General features: G+C 61.1%; 13 protein-coding genes. 7 read left to right on the top strand and 6 right to left on the bottom strand.

The features are described 5' to 3' along the window. The 4 genes from glgA (at position 1) to AC13RM_RS25595 (ending at position 5,816) form a co-directional block, all read left to right on the top strand. Positions 1–1,443: a glycogen synthase GlgA gene (gene glgA / locus AC13RM_RS25610; protein ID WP_440478121.1), complete on the top strand. Its 1,443-nt coding sequence runs from the start codon at positions 1–3 to the stop codon at positions 1,441–1,443. 4 nt (positions 1,444–1,447) lie between these two features. Beyond that, the gene (locus AC13RM_RS25605; RefSeq protein ID WP_374816448.1) at positions 1,448–3,076 is read left to right on the top strand and encodes an alpha-D-glucose phosphate-specific phosphoglucomutase; all 1,629 of its coding nucleotides are present in this window, start codon (positions 1,448–1,450) and stop codon (positions 3,074–3,076) included. 213 nt (positions 3,077–3,289) lie between these two features. Next, a complete protein-coding gene (gene glgX / locus AC13RM_RS25600; RefSeq protein WP_374816449.1) occupies positions 3,290–5,260 on the top strand; it encodes a glycogen debranching protein GlgX in 1,971 nt (656 codons plus the stop codon). Positions 5,261–5,327: 67 nt separating this feature from the next. Then, positions 5,328–5,816 carry a MaoC family dehydratase gene (locus AC13RM_RS25595; protein ID WP_374816450.1) on the top strand — a complete coding sequence of 163 codons (489 nt, stop codon included), beginning with the start codon at positions 5,328–5,330 and terminating at the stop codon, positions 5,814–5,816. Here AC13RM_RS25595 and AC13RM_RS25590 read toward each other — a convergent pair. From AC13RM_RS25590 to AC13RM_RS25565, 6 genes are all read right to left on the bottom strand, one after another. Continuing rightward, entirely contained in the window at positions 5,813–6,361 is a 549-nt protein-coding gene (locus tag AC13RM_RS25590; RefSeq protein ID WP_440477713.1) for a sarcosine oxidase subunit gamma, read from the bottom strand. The two genes, AC13RM_RS25595 and AC13RM_RS25590, sit on opposite strands and share 4 nt — an antisense overlap. Further along, positions 6,354–9,350 carry a sarcosine oxidase subunit alpha gene (locus AC13RM_RS25585; RefSeq protein ID WP_440477714.1) on the bottom strand — a complete coding sequence of 999 codons (2,997 nt, stop codon included), beginning with the start codon at positions 9,348–9,350 and terminating at the stop codon, positions 6,354–6,356. Before AC13RM_RS25585 ends, AC13RM_RS25590 begins: the two co-directional genes overlap by 8 nt. Then, positions 9,347–9,712, bottom strand: a complete 366-nt coding sequence (locus tag AC13RM_RS25580) for a sarcosine oxidase subunit delta (protein WP_113230788.1) — start codon at positions 9,710–9,712, stop codon at positions 9,347–9,349. The genes AC13RM_RS25585 and AC13RM_RS25580 overlap by 4 nt, the downstream gene beginning before the upstream one ends. Before the next feature lie 14 nt (positions 9,713–9,726). Next, complete coding sequence (locus AC13RM_RS25575) at positions 9,727–10,146, bottom strand: hypothetical protein (RefSeq protein ID WP_440480178.1); 420 nt, start codon at positions 10,144–10,146, stop codon at positions 9,727–9,729. After that, the gene (locus AC13RM_RS25570; protein WP_113230790.1) at positions 10,146–11,399 is read right to left on the bottom strand and encodes a sarcosine oxidase subunit beta family protein; all 1,254 of its coding nucleotides are present in this window, start codon (positions 11,397–11,399) and stop codon (positions 10,146–10,148) included. Before AC13RM_RS25570 ends, AC13RM_RS25575 begins: the two co-directional genes overlap by 1 nt. A 162-nt stretch (positions 11,400–11,561) precedes the next feature. Then, positions 11,562–11,840 (bottom strand): hypothetical protein, encoded by a 279-nt coding sequence (locus tag AC13RM_RS25565; protein WP_113230791.1) that lies wholly within the window; start codon positions 11,838–11,840, stop codon positions 11,562–11,564. Between the two features lie 351 nt (positions 11,841–12,191). On the opposite strand from AC13RM_RS25565, the gene rpsU reads away from it, so the two are divergent. The 3 genes from rpsU to AC13RM_RS25550 all read left to right on the top strand — a co-directional run bounded on the left by rpsU (position 12,192) and on the right by AC13RM_RS25550 (position 14,707). Then, complete coding sequence (gene rpsU, locus AC13RM_RS25560; protein WP_004117638.1) at positions 12,192–12,404, top strand: 30S ribosomal protein S21; 213 nt, start codon at positions 12,192–12,194, stop codon at positions 12,402–12,404. Between the two features lie 138 nt (positions 12,405–12,542). After that, the gene (locus AC13RM_RS25555; protein ID WP_488555826.1) at positions 12,543–13,418 is read left to right on the top strand and encodes a tetratricopeptide repeat protein; all 876 of its coding nucleotides are present in this window, start codon (positions 12,543–12,545) and stop codon (positions 13,416–13,418) included. A 218-nt stretch (positions 13,419–13,636) separates the two neighbouring features. Then, on the top strand, positions 13,637–14,707 hold the full coding sequence (locus tag AC13RM_RS25550; protein ID WP_440480181.1) for an NAD(P)/FAD-dependent oxidoreductase: 1,071 nt from the start codon (positions 13,637–13,639) through the stop codon (positions 14,705–14,707). Positions 14,708–14,949: the final 242 nt, after the last annotated feature.

The raw sequence follows: 14,949 nt of genomic DNA, 5'->3' as shown, positions 1-14,949 counted from the left end.
ATGAAGGTTCTCTCGGTTTCGTCCGAAGTCTTCCCCTTGATCAAGACAGGGGGGCTGGCCGATGTGGTCGGCGCCCTGCCTGTTGCGCTGAAGCCCTATGGCGTCGAAACCAAGACCCTGATCCCAGGCTATCCTGCGGTCATGAAAGCCATCCGCGATCCAGTTGCCCGTCTGGAGCTTCCGGATCTTCTTGGCGAGGCGGCCACCATTCTCGAAGTCGAGCATGCAGGCATTTCCTTCCTCGTGCTCGACGCACCGGCCTATTACAGCCGCACCGGCGGCCCCTATGTCGATGCGACGGGCAAGGACTATGCCGACAACTGGCGGCGTTTCGCCGCGCTCTCGCTGGCCGGCGCGGAAATTGCCACCGGCCTCCTGCCCGGCTGGCGGCCGGATCTCGTGCATGCGCACGACTGGCAGTCGGCCATGGTGCCGGTCTACATGCGCTACTATCCGACGCCGGAGCTGCCGAGCGTTCTGACCATCCACAACATCGCATTCCAGGGTCAGTTCGGCGCCGATATTTTCCCGGGCCTGCGCCTGCCAGCCCACGCTTTTTCCATGGAAGGCATCGAATATTACGGCGATGTCGGCTTCCTGAAAGGCGGGCTGCAGACGGCACATGCCCTGACCACCGTCAGCCCTTCCTATGCCGAGGAAATCCTGACGCCGGAATTCGGCATGGGCCTCGAAGGCGTCATCGCCAGCAAGGCCTACAATCTCTATGGCATCGTCAACGGCATCGACGACGACATCTGGAATCCGGCGACCGATCCGATGATCGCCCAGACCTACAGCGCGGCGACTCTGAAGGATCGCGCCATCAACCGCCATCGGGTCGTCGAGCATTTCGGCCTGGACGAGGATGACGGTCCGATCTTCTGCGTCGTCAGCCGGCTCACCTGGCAGAAAGGCATGGACCTTCTGGCTGAAGCTGCCAGCGAGATCGTCCACATGGGCGGCAAGCTTGCCATTCTCGGCGCAGGCGATGCGGCGCTGGAAGGCGCGCTGTTTGCCGCAGCCGGCCGTCATCGCGGCCGTGTCGGCGTTTCGGCCGGCTACAACGAGCCTATGTCGCATCTGATGCAGGCCGGCTGCGACGCGATAATCATTCCCTCGCGCTTCGAACCCTGTGGCCTCACGCAGCTTTATGGCTTACGCTACGGCTGCCTGCCGATTGTTGCGCGAACGGGCGGGCTGAACGATACGATTATCGACGCCAACCATGCCGCGCTGCAGGCAAAGGTCGCGACCGGCATTCAATTTTCGCCCATCACCGCGGAGGGGCTTTTGCAGGCCGTACGCCGTGCCATGCATCTTTTCCCGGATCGAAAGGTCTGGACGCAGATGCAAAAGCAGGGCATGAAATCCGACGTATCCTGGGGCAGGAGCGCAGAACGCTACGCCGCTCTCTACTCCAGTCTAGTCTCGAGAGGCGCTTAACCCGATGATTAAAACTGTACCGACTACCCCCTACGCGGATCAGAAACCCGGCACTTCGGGCCTGCGAAAGAAGGTTCCCGTATTCCAGCAGCCGAACTACGCGGAAAACTTCATCCAGTCGATTTTTGATTCGCTGGAAGGCTATCAGGGCAAGTGCCTGGTCATCGGTGGCGATGGCCGCTACTACAATCGCGAAGTCATCCAGAAGGCCATCAAGATGGCCGCCGCAAACGGCTTCGGCAAGGTGATGGTCGGCAAGGGCGGCATCCTCTCGACGCCCGCAGCCTCCAACATCATCCGCAAGTACAAGGCGTTTGGCGGCATCATCCTGTCGGCCAGCCATAATCCCGGCGGCCCGACGGAAGACTTTGGCATCAAGTATAACATTGGCAATGGCGGCCCCGCGCCCGAAAAGATCACCGACGCCATCTATGAGCGCTCCAAGGTGATCGACAGCTACAAGATATCAGATTTCCCGGATATCAACCTCGACCGCATTGCCCGCGAGGACGTGGGCGGCATGATCGTCTCGGTCATCGATCCGGTCGAAGACTATGCGGCCCTCATGGAGGAGCTGTTCGATTTCGGTGCCATCCGCAACCTGATCAGCCTCGGCTTCCGTATCTGCTTCGACGCGATGAGTGCCGTCACCGGCCCCTATGCCAAGGAAATCTTCGAGATCCGCCTCGGCGCTCCGGATGGATCGGTGCGCAACTTCCTGCCGCTGCCGGATTTCGGCGGCCATCATCCGGACCCGAACCTCGTTTACTGCAAGGAGCTCTACGACGACATGATGAGCGACGATGCGCCCGATTTCGGCGCGGCATCGGACGGCGACGGTGACCGCAACCTCATCATCGGTAAGGGCATCTACGTCACACCGTCCGACAGCCTGGCGATTCTCGCGGCCAACGCCAACCTCGCTCCCGGCTATTCGCATGGCATCGCCGGCATTGCCCGCTCCATGCCAACAAGCGGCGCCGCCGATCGTGTTGCAGAAAAGCGCGGCGTCGGCATCTACGAAACGCCGACCGGCTGGAAATTCTTCGGCAATCTGCTCGACGCGGGCATGGCGACGATCTGCGGCGAGGAAAGCTCCGGCACGGGCTCAAACCATGTTCGCGAAAAGGACGGTCTTTGGGCCGTGCTGCTCTGGCTGAACATCCTGGCCGTGCGCGGCGAGAGCGTCATCGATATCGTGACGCAGCATTGGGCCGCCTATGGCCGCAACTACTATTCCCGTCACGACTATGAAGGCGTCGATACCGATGCCGCCAATGGTCTGATTACGGCGCTGCGCGAAAAGCTGCCGACGCTGCCGGGCACGAAGATCGGCGATCTCACCGTTTCCGCCGCCGACGACTTCGCTTATCACGATCCGGTCGACAAGTCGGTCAGCCAGCATCAGGGCATCCGCATCCTCTTCGAGGGCGGCTCGCGCGTCGTCTTCCGCCTCTCCGGCACCGGCACGACGGGCGCGACGCTGCGCGTTTACATCGAGCGTTATGAGCCCGATTCGACCCGTCACAATATCGAGACCCAGGAAGCGCTGGCCGATCTCATCACCGCCGCTCAGGATATCGCCGACATCAAGGGCCGCACCGGCCGTGACGCACCGACGGTTATTACCTGAGTTTTAGGTTTTAAGCTCCTTCTCCCCGCAATGCGGGGAGAAGGTGGCCAGGAGCAGCTAAACGAAGTGAAGCAGCGACTGGTCGGATGAGGGGCCTTCTCGAAATTCACCGCGACTGCATAATATGCCGAACGCTCTGCCCCCTCACCCTAGCCCTCTCCCCGCAGGCGGAGAGAGGGAACAATCTCCAGCGATCCGGAAAGCCCGCGAGACATGTCAGAACCGACAACCCGCAGCCTTGGCGCGACCCTCACCGACTCGGGGGTTGAATTTGCCGTCTATGCCAGGCATGCCGAGCAGATAGACCTCTGTCTGTTCGATACTGAGGGCCACAAAGAAATCGCACGGCTTCCGCTCACCCGCGACGGCGATGAGCATCGACTCTTTGTTAGAGATGCCGGGGAAGGCACGCGCTACGGCCTGCGAGCCCATGGTTCATACGATCCCGACCAAGGCCTGTGGTTCGATCCTTCCAAACTGCTGGTTGATCCTTATGCAAGGGAAATAGACCGGCCGTTTCGCTACGATCCGCGCCTGGGGATCTTCGGCGCGGACACGCAGGACTTGATGCCAAAAGCGATCGTCTCGCGCGACGTTGCCGTCAAACCGGCCAAGCCTCTGTTTCAGCCCGGCGGCCTGGTCTATGAGATCGCCGTCAAACCCTTCACCATGCTGCATCCGGATGTGCCGGCTGAGAAGCGAGGCACGCTCGGCGCCCTCGCCCATCCCTCCATTATCGCGCATCTCAAGCACCTGCAGGTGAACGCCGTCGAACTAATGCCGATCACCGCATGGATCGATGAACGGCACCTGCCGCCGCTCGGCCTCACCAATGGCTGGGGTTACAATCCCGTCGCCTTCATGGCGCTCGACCCGCGTCTCGTACCCGGCGGCATGAAGGAGCTGCGCGAGACGGTCGCTGCCCTCCATGCCGAAGGCATCGCGGTCATCCTCGATCTCGTCTTCAATCATACCGGCGAAAGCGACCGCCAAGGCCCGACGCTATCCCTGCGCGGCCTCGACAACCCCACCTATTTCCGCCACCTGCCGGACCAGCCCGGCACACTGGTCAATGATACCGGCACGGGAAATACCGTCGCCTGCGATCAGCCGGCAACGCGAAAGCTCATCATCGACAGCCTCAGCCATTTTGTCCGCAATGCCGGTATCGACGGCTTCCGCTTCGATCTCGCCACCGTGCTGGGACGCAACGGCAAAGGCTTCGATCCGGAAAGCATGACGCTTCGCACCATGCTGGCGGACGAAGTGTTGCAGGATCGCATCATGATCGCCGAACCCTGGGACATCGGTCCCGGCGGCTATCAGCTCGGGAACTTTCCGGCACCTTTCCTCGAATGGAACGACCGTGCCCGCGACGACCTGCGCCGCTTCTGGCGCGGCGATGCAGGCATTGGCGATCTGGCAACGATCCTTGCCGGCTCCTCCTCTATCTTCGGCCATGACGGGCGGACGCAGACACGCAGCGTCAACTTCCTCGCCGCCCATGACGGCTTCACGCTGATGGACCTCGTTTCCTACGAGAACAAGCACAATGAGGCCAATGGCGAGAACAATCGCGATGGCCATAACGAGAATTTCTCCTGGAACAACGGCATCGAGGGAAAAACGGACGATCAGACGATCCAGTCCAAGCGCCGCGCCGATATCGAAGCCATGCTGTCGACGCTTTTTGCCACACGCGGCACGATCATGCTGACAGCAGGCGATGAAGGCGGGCGTAGCCAGCAGGGCAACAACAATGCCTACTGCCAGGACAATACTATCACCTGGGTAGACTGGAAACTGCTGGACGAGGAACTGATCGGCCATACCGCATGGCTCGCCGGCCTGCGTCGCCGCTTCACCGCCTTTGGCCAGATGGACTTTTTTCGCGGCGATGGCGACGTGCTTTGGTTCTCAGCCGCAGGCGCGCCGATGACCGTGCCGGATTGGGAAGCACCCGGAGCGGCCGTGCTTGGCATGGCGCTGCAAACAGAGGACCGGACGACGAACCGCTCGACGCGGCTCGCTATGGTCTTCAATCGCGCCGCAGAGGAACACGCCGTCACATTGCCGGCTTCCGAGAGCGGCGGCTGGTCCCTGCTGACGAAGGCAGGCGAGACTGCAGCCGGTGGGCAAATCACCATCCCCGCCCGCTCCGTCGCCTTCTTTCTGGAAACTTGATCGCAGTTGCACTTTCAATCCCGATTCGCCAGAAAGGGATTTGACGACACAGACTGACGAGGACGGAATGCCCGGCGAAATTTCGCTTGTTGAGATCATGAAGCTTGCGGGAACGGAAATCGGCGTTTCCGACTGGATCACAGTCGATCAGACGATGATCGACACCTTTGCCGATGCGACGCTCGATCATCAGTTCATCCATGTCGACCCCGAACGCGCCAAGGCGGAAACACCCTATGGCGGCACCATCGCCCACGGCTTCCTGACGCTCTCGCTGCTTTCAGCGATGAACTACAGCGCCTTGCCGAAGATCCGCGAACAGATCATGGGCATCAACTACGGCTTCGAGAAGATCCGCTTCATGTCGCCGGTCAAGTGCGGCGCCCAGGTCCGTGGACGTTTCACACTCGCCGAAACGCGGCTGCGCGGCGCCAATATGCTGATGCTGACCTATGATGTAACGGTCGAGATCGAAAACGAGCGCAAACCGGCATTGACTGCGACATGGACGACCATATCGCAGTTCGACCCGAAGGATCGGCCGGAAGAGGGTTAAAGGCCCGCGTCCTCCGCACCCTCGGCCAACAGGCCGAAAGCATAATCGGAAAAGGAGCGCCAAACCTCGACGCGGAATGTCTCCTCGTCGAGCCGCAGGATCACCACTTCCGCCTTGCCGAGCAACGTGCGGGAGCAGGCGCCGACAGGAAATGCGCTGAGCGATACATCCTGCGGGCAGCCGGCGGCAAGCGTCGCTTCCGCGCCGGGACCGGAGACGATAACAGCGGTATTGCGATGTGAGACATCGGTTGCCGAATGCAGCACGCCGGACGATGCAGCCACGCCGACCAGCTCGGCACCGTTTTCATCGATAACGAGCCATTCGTCTGGGCCGAGCCACAGGGCATGACGGCCATTGGCGCCGGCTGAGGTCTTCGGGCGGGTCGGCAGCTGAAGGCCGAGCGCCTGCGAAAGACCATGGACGGAATCGGCAGGCGCGCGCAGCGAAATGCGGCTTGCGGGCGCTGCGGGCGTGAGCCGGACGGTCGAGGAACCGCCGTGGCGGCCGGCGAGCGGCAGTTTGCGGGTAGCGAGATCAGCCATTGATCCGGCCTCCTTCCTTGTCAAAGAACACCAGATCCGTCACCTCGACTGATATCGTCTTGTCGGGCATCGGCACATAGAGCGTCTTGCCCATGCGCTCGCGGCCGCCGGCCACCAGCGCGAAGGCGATGGAGCGGCCGAGATTTTCGGACCAGTAGGCCGAAGTGACATGGCCGAGCATGGTCATCGGTTTCGGCTCATTCGGATCGGCAACGATCTGTGCGCCCTCCTCCAGCACCACCTTCGGATCGCGCGTGACGAGACCGACGAGCTGCTTGCGGCCTTCCTTGACCAGATCCTGTCGTTTCAGGCCGCGAATACCGACGAAATCGGTCTTCTTCTTGGAAACGGCCCAGGCAAGGCCGGCATCGTCAGGGGTCACCGTGCCGTCGGTATCCTGGCCGACGATGATGTACCCCTTCTCGGCGCGCAGGACGTGCATGGTCTCGGTGCCGTAGGCGCAGGCGCCCAGCGGCTCGGCGCGAGCCCATACGGCCTCCCATACCGACTGGCCGTAATCGGCCGGCACGTTGATTTCATAGCCGACTTCACCGGTGAACGAGACGCGGAACAGCCGTGCCGGCACGCCGCAGACCTTGCACTCGGCCACGCTCATATGCGGGAAGGCCTCGTTGGACAGATCCTGGCCCTCGACGAGCGGCTCGATGATCTCGCGTGCCTTCGGACCCTGCACGGCGATGACAGCCCATTGCTCGGTGGTCGAGGTCAGCCACACCTTCAGGTGCGGGAACTCGGTCTGCAGATAGTCTTCCATATGATGCAGCACGCGCGGCGCACCGCCGGTCGTGGTCGTCACATGGAAGCGATCCTCGGCCAGGCGCCCGACGACGCCATCGTCATAAACGAAGCCATCCTCGCGGGTCATGATGCCGTAGCGGCAGCGGCCGGGCTTCAGCGTATCCCAGGCATTGGTGTAGAGGAGGTTCAAAAACTCAGCCGCATCCGGCCCGACCACTTCGATCTTGCCGAGCGTCGAGGCATCGAACACGCCGGCCACTTCACGCGCCGTGCGGCACTCGCGATTGACGGCCTGGTGCATGGTCTCGCCGGCACGCGGATAGAACCAGGCGCGCTTCCAGTTGCCGACATCTTCGAAGATGGCACCATGCGCCTCTTCCCAGGCATGCATCGGCGTCTTGCGGGCGGGATCGAAGAGAGCCCCGCGCGAATGGCTGATCAGCGTGCCGTAAGTCACCGGCGTATAGGGCGCACGGAAGGTGGTGAGGCCGACCTGCGGAATATCCTTGCCGAGCATTTCGGCAGCGATCGCCAGGCCATGCATGTTGGAAAGCTTGCCCTGGTCGGACGCCATGCCGTTGGTGGTGAAGCGCTTGATGTGCTCGATGGAATGCATGCCCTCGCGCACGGCAAGGCGGATATCCTTGGCGCAGACGTCGTGCTGGAAATCGACGAAAGCCTTGGCATTCGTATCCGGTCCCGCACCTTCGGCAGCACCGATCATGCCGCCGGTCCATTCGAAGGCCTGCTCGGCGTGGAGCTGGATCTTCTCGCCGCCATTGGTGCTGCCAGTCGCGCGCGCCATCAGCTCGCCGGCGGCAAGCGATTCCTCGATCACGGCTTGCAGCCCGTCCGTGCCATTGCAAGCACCGACGGAAAGGCAATCCTGAACATAGGTACCCGGCAGGAAACGCTGCTTCTCGGCGTCGAATTTCAGCTTGCCGCGCGATTGCGAGAAGAGATGAACGGAGGGCGTCCAGCCTGCCGAAACCAGCAGAGCATCCACCGGGATCTTGCGGGTGGCGGAGCTGCCGTTGCGCGAGACGGTCATGGAGGAGACGCGCAGCTTGCCTGATGTATCGACGACGGCATAGTCGGTCAGCACCTCAATGCCGAGCCGCTTTGCTTCGGCGAGAACCGCCTCGCCGGGCCGCGCGCGGCTGTCAACGATGGCAGCGATGGAGACACCGGCACGCTTGAGATCGAAGGCGGCCTCATAGGCCGAATCATGCGCCGTGTAGACGCCGATCTTCGCACCGACGGCGACGCCATAGTGGTTGAGATAGGCACGCGCGGCCGAGGCGAGCAAGATGCCCGGGCGGTCGTTGTTCGGAAACACCATGTGGCGCTCGATAGCGCCCGTCGCCAGGATGGCGCGCTTGGCGCGGACCTGCCACAGGCGTTCGCGCGGCAGGTCGCGGCCGGGTTTCGCCAGATGATCGGTCACCCGTTCGGCAAGGCCGAAGAAATTATGGTTGTAGTAGCCGAAGGCGGTCGTGCGGGTCAGCACCTGCACATTCGGCATCGCCTTGAGCTTGGCGAAGGTCACCTGCGCCCACTCATAGCCCTCGACACCGTCGATCTTGATGCCGGTATCGAAGCGCAGCGCGCCGCCGACATCCGGCTGTTCGTCACAGAGGATGACCTTGGCGCCGGTTTCGGCAGCGGCGAGCGCCGCGGAAAGACCGGCAACGCCCGCGCCAACGACGAGCACGTCGCAATGCGCATAGCGGCTGGCATAGTGATCCGGATCCTCCTCCGTCGGCGCGACGCCGAGGCCGGCGGCACGGCGGATGAAGGGCTCGTAAATATGCTTCCAGGCCGACTTCGGCCACATGAAGGTCTTGTAGTAGAAGCCGGCGGCAAAGAAGGGCGACATCAGATTGTTGACGCCACCGATATCGAAGGCAAGCGACGGCCAGCGGTTCTGCGACTGAGCCTTCATGCCGTCGAAGACTTCCTGCACGCTGGCACGGACGTTCGGCTGACGCCGCGCTGCATCGCGCGAGATATCGAGCAGCGCGTTCGGCTCTTCGGCGCCGGCCGACAAGATGCCGCGCGGACGGTGGTACTTGAAGGACCGGCCGACGAGATGGACGCCATTGGCAAGCAGCGCCGAGGCGACGGTATCGCCTTCGAGCGCGGTATAGGCCTTGCCGTCAAAAGTGAAGCGAGCGGTTCTGGCCGGCGTCAGACGTCCCTTGCCCGCGATACGATTGGCGCCGCTCATTCAGCAAATCCCTGTGTTTGTGCCGTCTGTTCTTGTTCGTTCTGTTCCTGCGCCACCGGTTCGGCCGCGCCAGGCTTGAGCGTCGCCGGATCCGGCTTCGGCTCGCCCGCCTTGTAAGTGCGGTAGAAGTGATCGCTTACCGTGTCGCGCGCCGCATTGAAGAAGCGGCCGCAGCCGTGGATGTGCCGCCAGCGCTCGAAGATCAGCCCCTTCGGATTGTCGCGCAGGAAGAAATATTCCTCGAATTCTTCATCCGATATCCCGGCAATATTGGCTGGCCGCGCGATATGCGCGTCACCGGCGTTGCGGAATTCAAGTTCCGAACGCTCTTCCTCGCAATAGGGGCAGTAAATCAGCAGCATCGTTTCTACCTGTGTTAAAGCTCGGAGCCTGTAAGGCTTGTGCCGGGAGGCTGCTCACAAAGCTGCCGTCCCATGGTGACGAAAGGTGTTATGCGCTTCAGCAGCGCCTCCAGCGATCCATATGGCTTCAGCACGTTGGTCATCCCCAGATTGACCAGGCTCATGCCCAACAGGTCGGTGTCGATCGCAAACGCTCTGGTCGCCTCGGGCGTCTGGTCCGGCACGAAATAGACCGTCGGCTTGTTCAGCACCTTGGCGCAGGCAATCACGCCGCTTTCGGCCACGAAGGGCCAGTCGGTCTCATCCTTCGCCTTGTGGATCACCTGCATGCGAAAATCCTTGACCCCTGGAATAAGATCGCTGACTTCGGTCGCGATCGCTCCGACCGGCAGGGAAAGCCCTGCGGCAAGAACGATCCCGACCGCGGCCGACATCAGTGTGCCACGGCGGCTGCCGCCGCCTCATCGATCAGACGGCCGGTGCGGAAGCGATCCAGCGTCAGGCCGGCATTGAACTTATGCGGCTCGTCGCGGGCAATCAGATGGGCAAAGAGATTGGCCGAACCCGGCGTCGCCTTGAAGCCACCCGTGCCCCAGCCGCAATTGACATAGAGCCCGGGCACCGGCGTCTTCGACTGGATTGCCGAACGGTCCGGCGTATTGTCGACGATGCCGCCCCAGGAGCGCATCATCTTCACGCGGCGAAACATCGGGAACAGTTCGCAAATCGCATCCAGCGTATGGGTGATGATCTGCAACCCGCCGGTCTGGCTGTAGGAATTATACTGGTCCGTGCCGGCGCCGATGACGAGCTCACCCTTGTCGGACTGCGAGATATAGGCGTGCACCGTGTTCGACATGACGACGCAGGGGAAGATCGGCTTCAGCGGCTCGGAGACCAACGCCTGCAGCGGGCTCGACTGCAGCGGCACGCGCACGCCGGCCATCTGCATGACGACGGTGGTATGGCCGGCTGCGGACACGCCGACTTTCTTCGCACCAATGAAGCCTTTACTCGTGTCGACGCCGGTGACACGGCCATCCGGCCCGCGGCGAATGCCGGTCACTTCGCAATTCTGGATGATGTGCACGCCACGATCGGAAGCAGCGCGCGCAAAGCCCCAGGCAACTGCATCGTGACGCGCCGTGCCGCCGCGACGCTGCAGGGCAGCGCCGTTGATCGGATAGCGCGCTGTCTTCGAAATATCGAGCGGCGGACAGTAAGCCTTGGCCTGCTCCGGCGTCAGCCATTCATTGTCGATGCCGTAGAGACGGTTGGCGTGGATATGGCGCTTGAAGGACTGCTGATCATGCACATTGTGCGACAGCATCATCACGCCGCGCGGCGAATACATGACATTATAATTGAGATCCTGAGACAGCCCCTCCCAGAGCTTCATAGAATGCTCATAGATGTGCATGCTCTCTTCATAGAGATAGTTCGAGCGGATGATGGTCGTGTTGCGGCCGGTATTGCCGCCGCCGAGCCAGCCCTTTTCGATGACGGCAACATTGGTGATGCCGTGCTCTTTGGCGAGATAGTAGGCTGCGCCCAGGCCGTGACCGCCGGCGCCGACGATGATGACGTCATACTCCTTGCGCGGCTCCGGCGAGGTCCATTGAGCCTCCCAGCCCTTATGAGCCCGCATCGCTTCCCGTGCCACGGCAAAAACCGAGTATTTACGCATTCGCCCTCAACTCCTTCAGGCAAGACGCCCTTCTTGTGGGTCATACAAATCGCAAATCGAAAACCGACACAACGGCTCTTTTGCGACGCATTCAGGACCGTCTTTCGACACGGTTAAAATTGCCGCGTTCCCGGCTGCCGCGCTTAAGGCCTCTTAGCAATTTTATTTGCGCTGCAGATGGCAGACCTTCACCCGCCCGCCATGACCATCCTTACGCCAGACACATCCCTCTTTTCGTGGCTTTCCATTGTAAAGATAGATCCTCGCACGATGCTTGCTGTCGAAGGTCTGATTGGAAAAGTCGTGGCCGCCGATACGGACATTCTTGCCAAGCCGCACTTCACCGGCTGTGGCGGAGCCAAGCGCCCCAGCAAGAACAACGATGGCCAGCATAAGCGCTGCGAGCGGCCTCCCGACGACAGCAAGGTCGAGCGATTTCATAAAACGATTCCCCCTCTTTCGCGAACAATTGCTGAGATGGCGCAATCGCCGCAGCGCACGAATGATTGTGATCTGAAATACTCACACAAGCATGTCGATGTCGCAAAGATCGGCGTCCGCCAATCGCTTAATCAACAGCTTCGACGAAGCATCTCAGGCGCCACCGACTGAATTCGGTACTCGACAACTAGCTTTTTCCTCTGCAAACTCACGATCTGGCTAGACTTTGACAAACCGATCTGCTATCTCGCCTAACCAATCGCAAAGCTGCGGCCGCGCGAACGTTATATTTTTGCCTCCTGGCGTTGCCGTCGCCGCTGGCATCAACCAAACCAAAGGAACGTGATTCTCGTGCAGGTACTTGTCCGCGATAACAATGTCGACCAGGCTCTCCGCGCTCTCAAGAAGAAGATGCAGCGCGAAGGTATTTTCCGCGAAATGAAGATGCGCGACTACTATGAAAAGCCGTCGCAGAAGCGTGCTCGCGAAAAGGCTGAAGCTGTTCGTCGCGTTCGCAAGCTTGCTCGCAAGCGCGCTCAGCGCGAAGGCCTTGTTGCCAAGTAATCGCCGTTTTTTCGACGTTTTCAGATGCATGTGTGGCGGGGGCGAGTCGTTCGCCGCCGCCTTTTTGATTTATTCTCTGCGCAAATCGGATTAAATCAGAACAGCCTGATATGACGCATGGGGAAAGCGAACCCGATAATGGCAATGACGACTTCCGTAAAGTTCCGCACTTCGAACCTCTCCTTATTCGTTTCGAAGCGCGCCGCGGTGCTGCCTGCTTTGGCGATACTTGCCGCAATCAGCCTTTCCGGCTGCCAGACGGCTACGACCGATAATGTGATCCAGATCGACAAGGCGCAGGGCTCGTCCGAAAATATCGCTTCGCTGACGTCAGTCATCAATGCCAATCCGCAGGATCCGGAAGGCTACAATGTGCGCGGCACAGCCTATGGCCGCGGCGGTGATTTCAACCGCGCCCTTGCCGACTTCAATCAGGCGATCCAGCTCAATCCGAAGTTCTATCAGGCCTATGCCAACCGCGCGCTCATCTACCGCAACATGGGCAAGCTGCCGGAAGCGGTCGCGGACTACAACGCGGCGCTGCAGATCAACGGCAATTACGATGTCGCCTATATCGGCCGCGGCAATCTCTACCGCCAGGCCGGTCGCGACAACGATGCCTTCAATGATTATTCGAAGGCTATCAGCCTCGGCACCACGGACGGCCGTGCCTATAACGGCCGCGGCGTGATCTACCAGAAGCGCAATCAGCAGGATAAGGCGATCGACGATTTCTCCAAGGCGATCTCACTCTCGCCGAATTCGCCGGAGCCTTACAACAGCCGCGGCATCTCCTATCTCGCGCAGAACGACGACGACAACGCGTTTGCCGATTTCAACCATGCGATCGAGCTGAACAACAAGCTCGCCGAATCCTGGGCAAACCAGGCCTTCGTCTACGAGCGCAAGGGCGACAAGGCGAAAGCGCGTCGCTCCTATCAGCACGCGGTCAATCTCGATCCGAACTACCAGCCCGCCAGAGATGGTCTGGCACGTGTCGGCGCCGGCGCCTAATACAGGGGCATATCGCAGTAAAAACATCCAGCCGCCGGCAAGCCCTGCCCGGCGGCTTTTCTTTGCCTCGGCAAAGGCCGAAAGCGCATCTCGATCCTTCAAATTCGCGTCAGGCGCTTTAGGTCTTTGACTTTGTGCATGTCGTTATCGCAAAACCGCTGCGCACTTTTGCGCGACATGCTGTAGTCTCGGCTCACCCATTCAAGCGAGACAAAGACATGCCCTCCCCGCAAAAAGTCATCGTCGTCGGCGCTGGAATCATCGGTGCCTCCATCGCCTGGCATCTCAGTCGCAAGGGCGCATCCGTGACGGTGGTCGCTCAGCAGACCGGCGGCGTTGCAACTCCGAACTCCTTCGCCTGGATCAATGCGAGCTGGGGCAATCCGGAATTCTATTTCCAGGTCCGTCGCCAATCGATGGCCGAATGGTCGCGGCTACAAGACGACCTGCCGGATCTTCCCTTGTCCTGGTGCGGCGGCCTGTCCTGGGATCTGCCCGAAGCAGAGCTCGACGCCTATGCGGCTCAGCATCATGGCTGGGGCTATGGCATACAGCCGGTCAACCAAGCGACGAGCGCGATGATCGAACCGAACCTCGCCAATCCGCCGGATTATGCCCTGCATGTTGCCGAGGAAGGCGCCGTCGAACCTGTTGTCGCCACCAAGCTGCTTCTGGAGGACGCCCGCCGTCAGGGCGCGAGCCTATCATTTGGCGTCGAGGTCAGGGGCCTGCTCAGAGAAGGCGAGCGGATTATCGGTATCGAAACGAGCGAAGGGCCGATGCGCGCCGATCATGTCGTTCTGGCCGCCGGTGCGGGCACGCCAGCGCTTGCGGCCTCGGCGGATATTCTCGTGCCGCTGGAAAGGCCTCCAGGGCTTATCGTCCATTCCCGCCCCGTGCAGAAAATGCTGAATGGTCTGGTGATGGCGCCGGAACTGCATTTGCGCCAGACCGCGGAGGGGCGAATCATCGCCGGCGGTGACTTCGGCGGCACCGATCCCGGCAGTAATCCGCAAGCAGCAGCCGACGATCTTTTCGCCAGGGTCAAAAAGACATTGAAGGCCGCCGCGGCGCTGGAGTTTGACTTCTACACCATCGGCTATCGCCCGACACCGAAAGACGGCTTTCCGATTCTGGGTGGTGTCGGCGCGGCACCTGGCCTCTACCTCGCAGTTCTCCACTCCGGCGTCACGCTGGCGCCGCTCGTCGGCCTGCTCGCCGCGCAGGAAATCGTCGATGGTGGCGAAGCTCCCGAGCTAGCACCCTTCCGCCTCTCACGCTTTGCCTAGCTCGGACACAAGGCCTGTCACCGCAACTTCAAGGATGCATTGCCACAGTCGTAAATACCCGAGATCGCTTACGATTTCGCAATAATGACTTTTCAGATGTTGCAAGGAAAATTACCCAGCCCTAACATGGCGCTTCACGAGCATGTAGCTCGATGATCTGGGCACGGGGGCGCTTGGCATGATGACCAATACCATTCTCTTCGCGTTTGCCAGCGCGTCGGACCCTTATGGAGGCACGATCG

It is taken from the genome of Martinezella sp. CNPSo 3732 (genome assembly GCF_057784515.1).
Note: the sequence above shows the minus strand (reverse complement) of the source record. Positions and strands in the feature narration are given on the sequence as shown.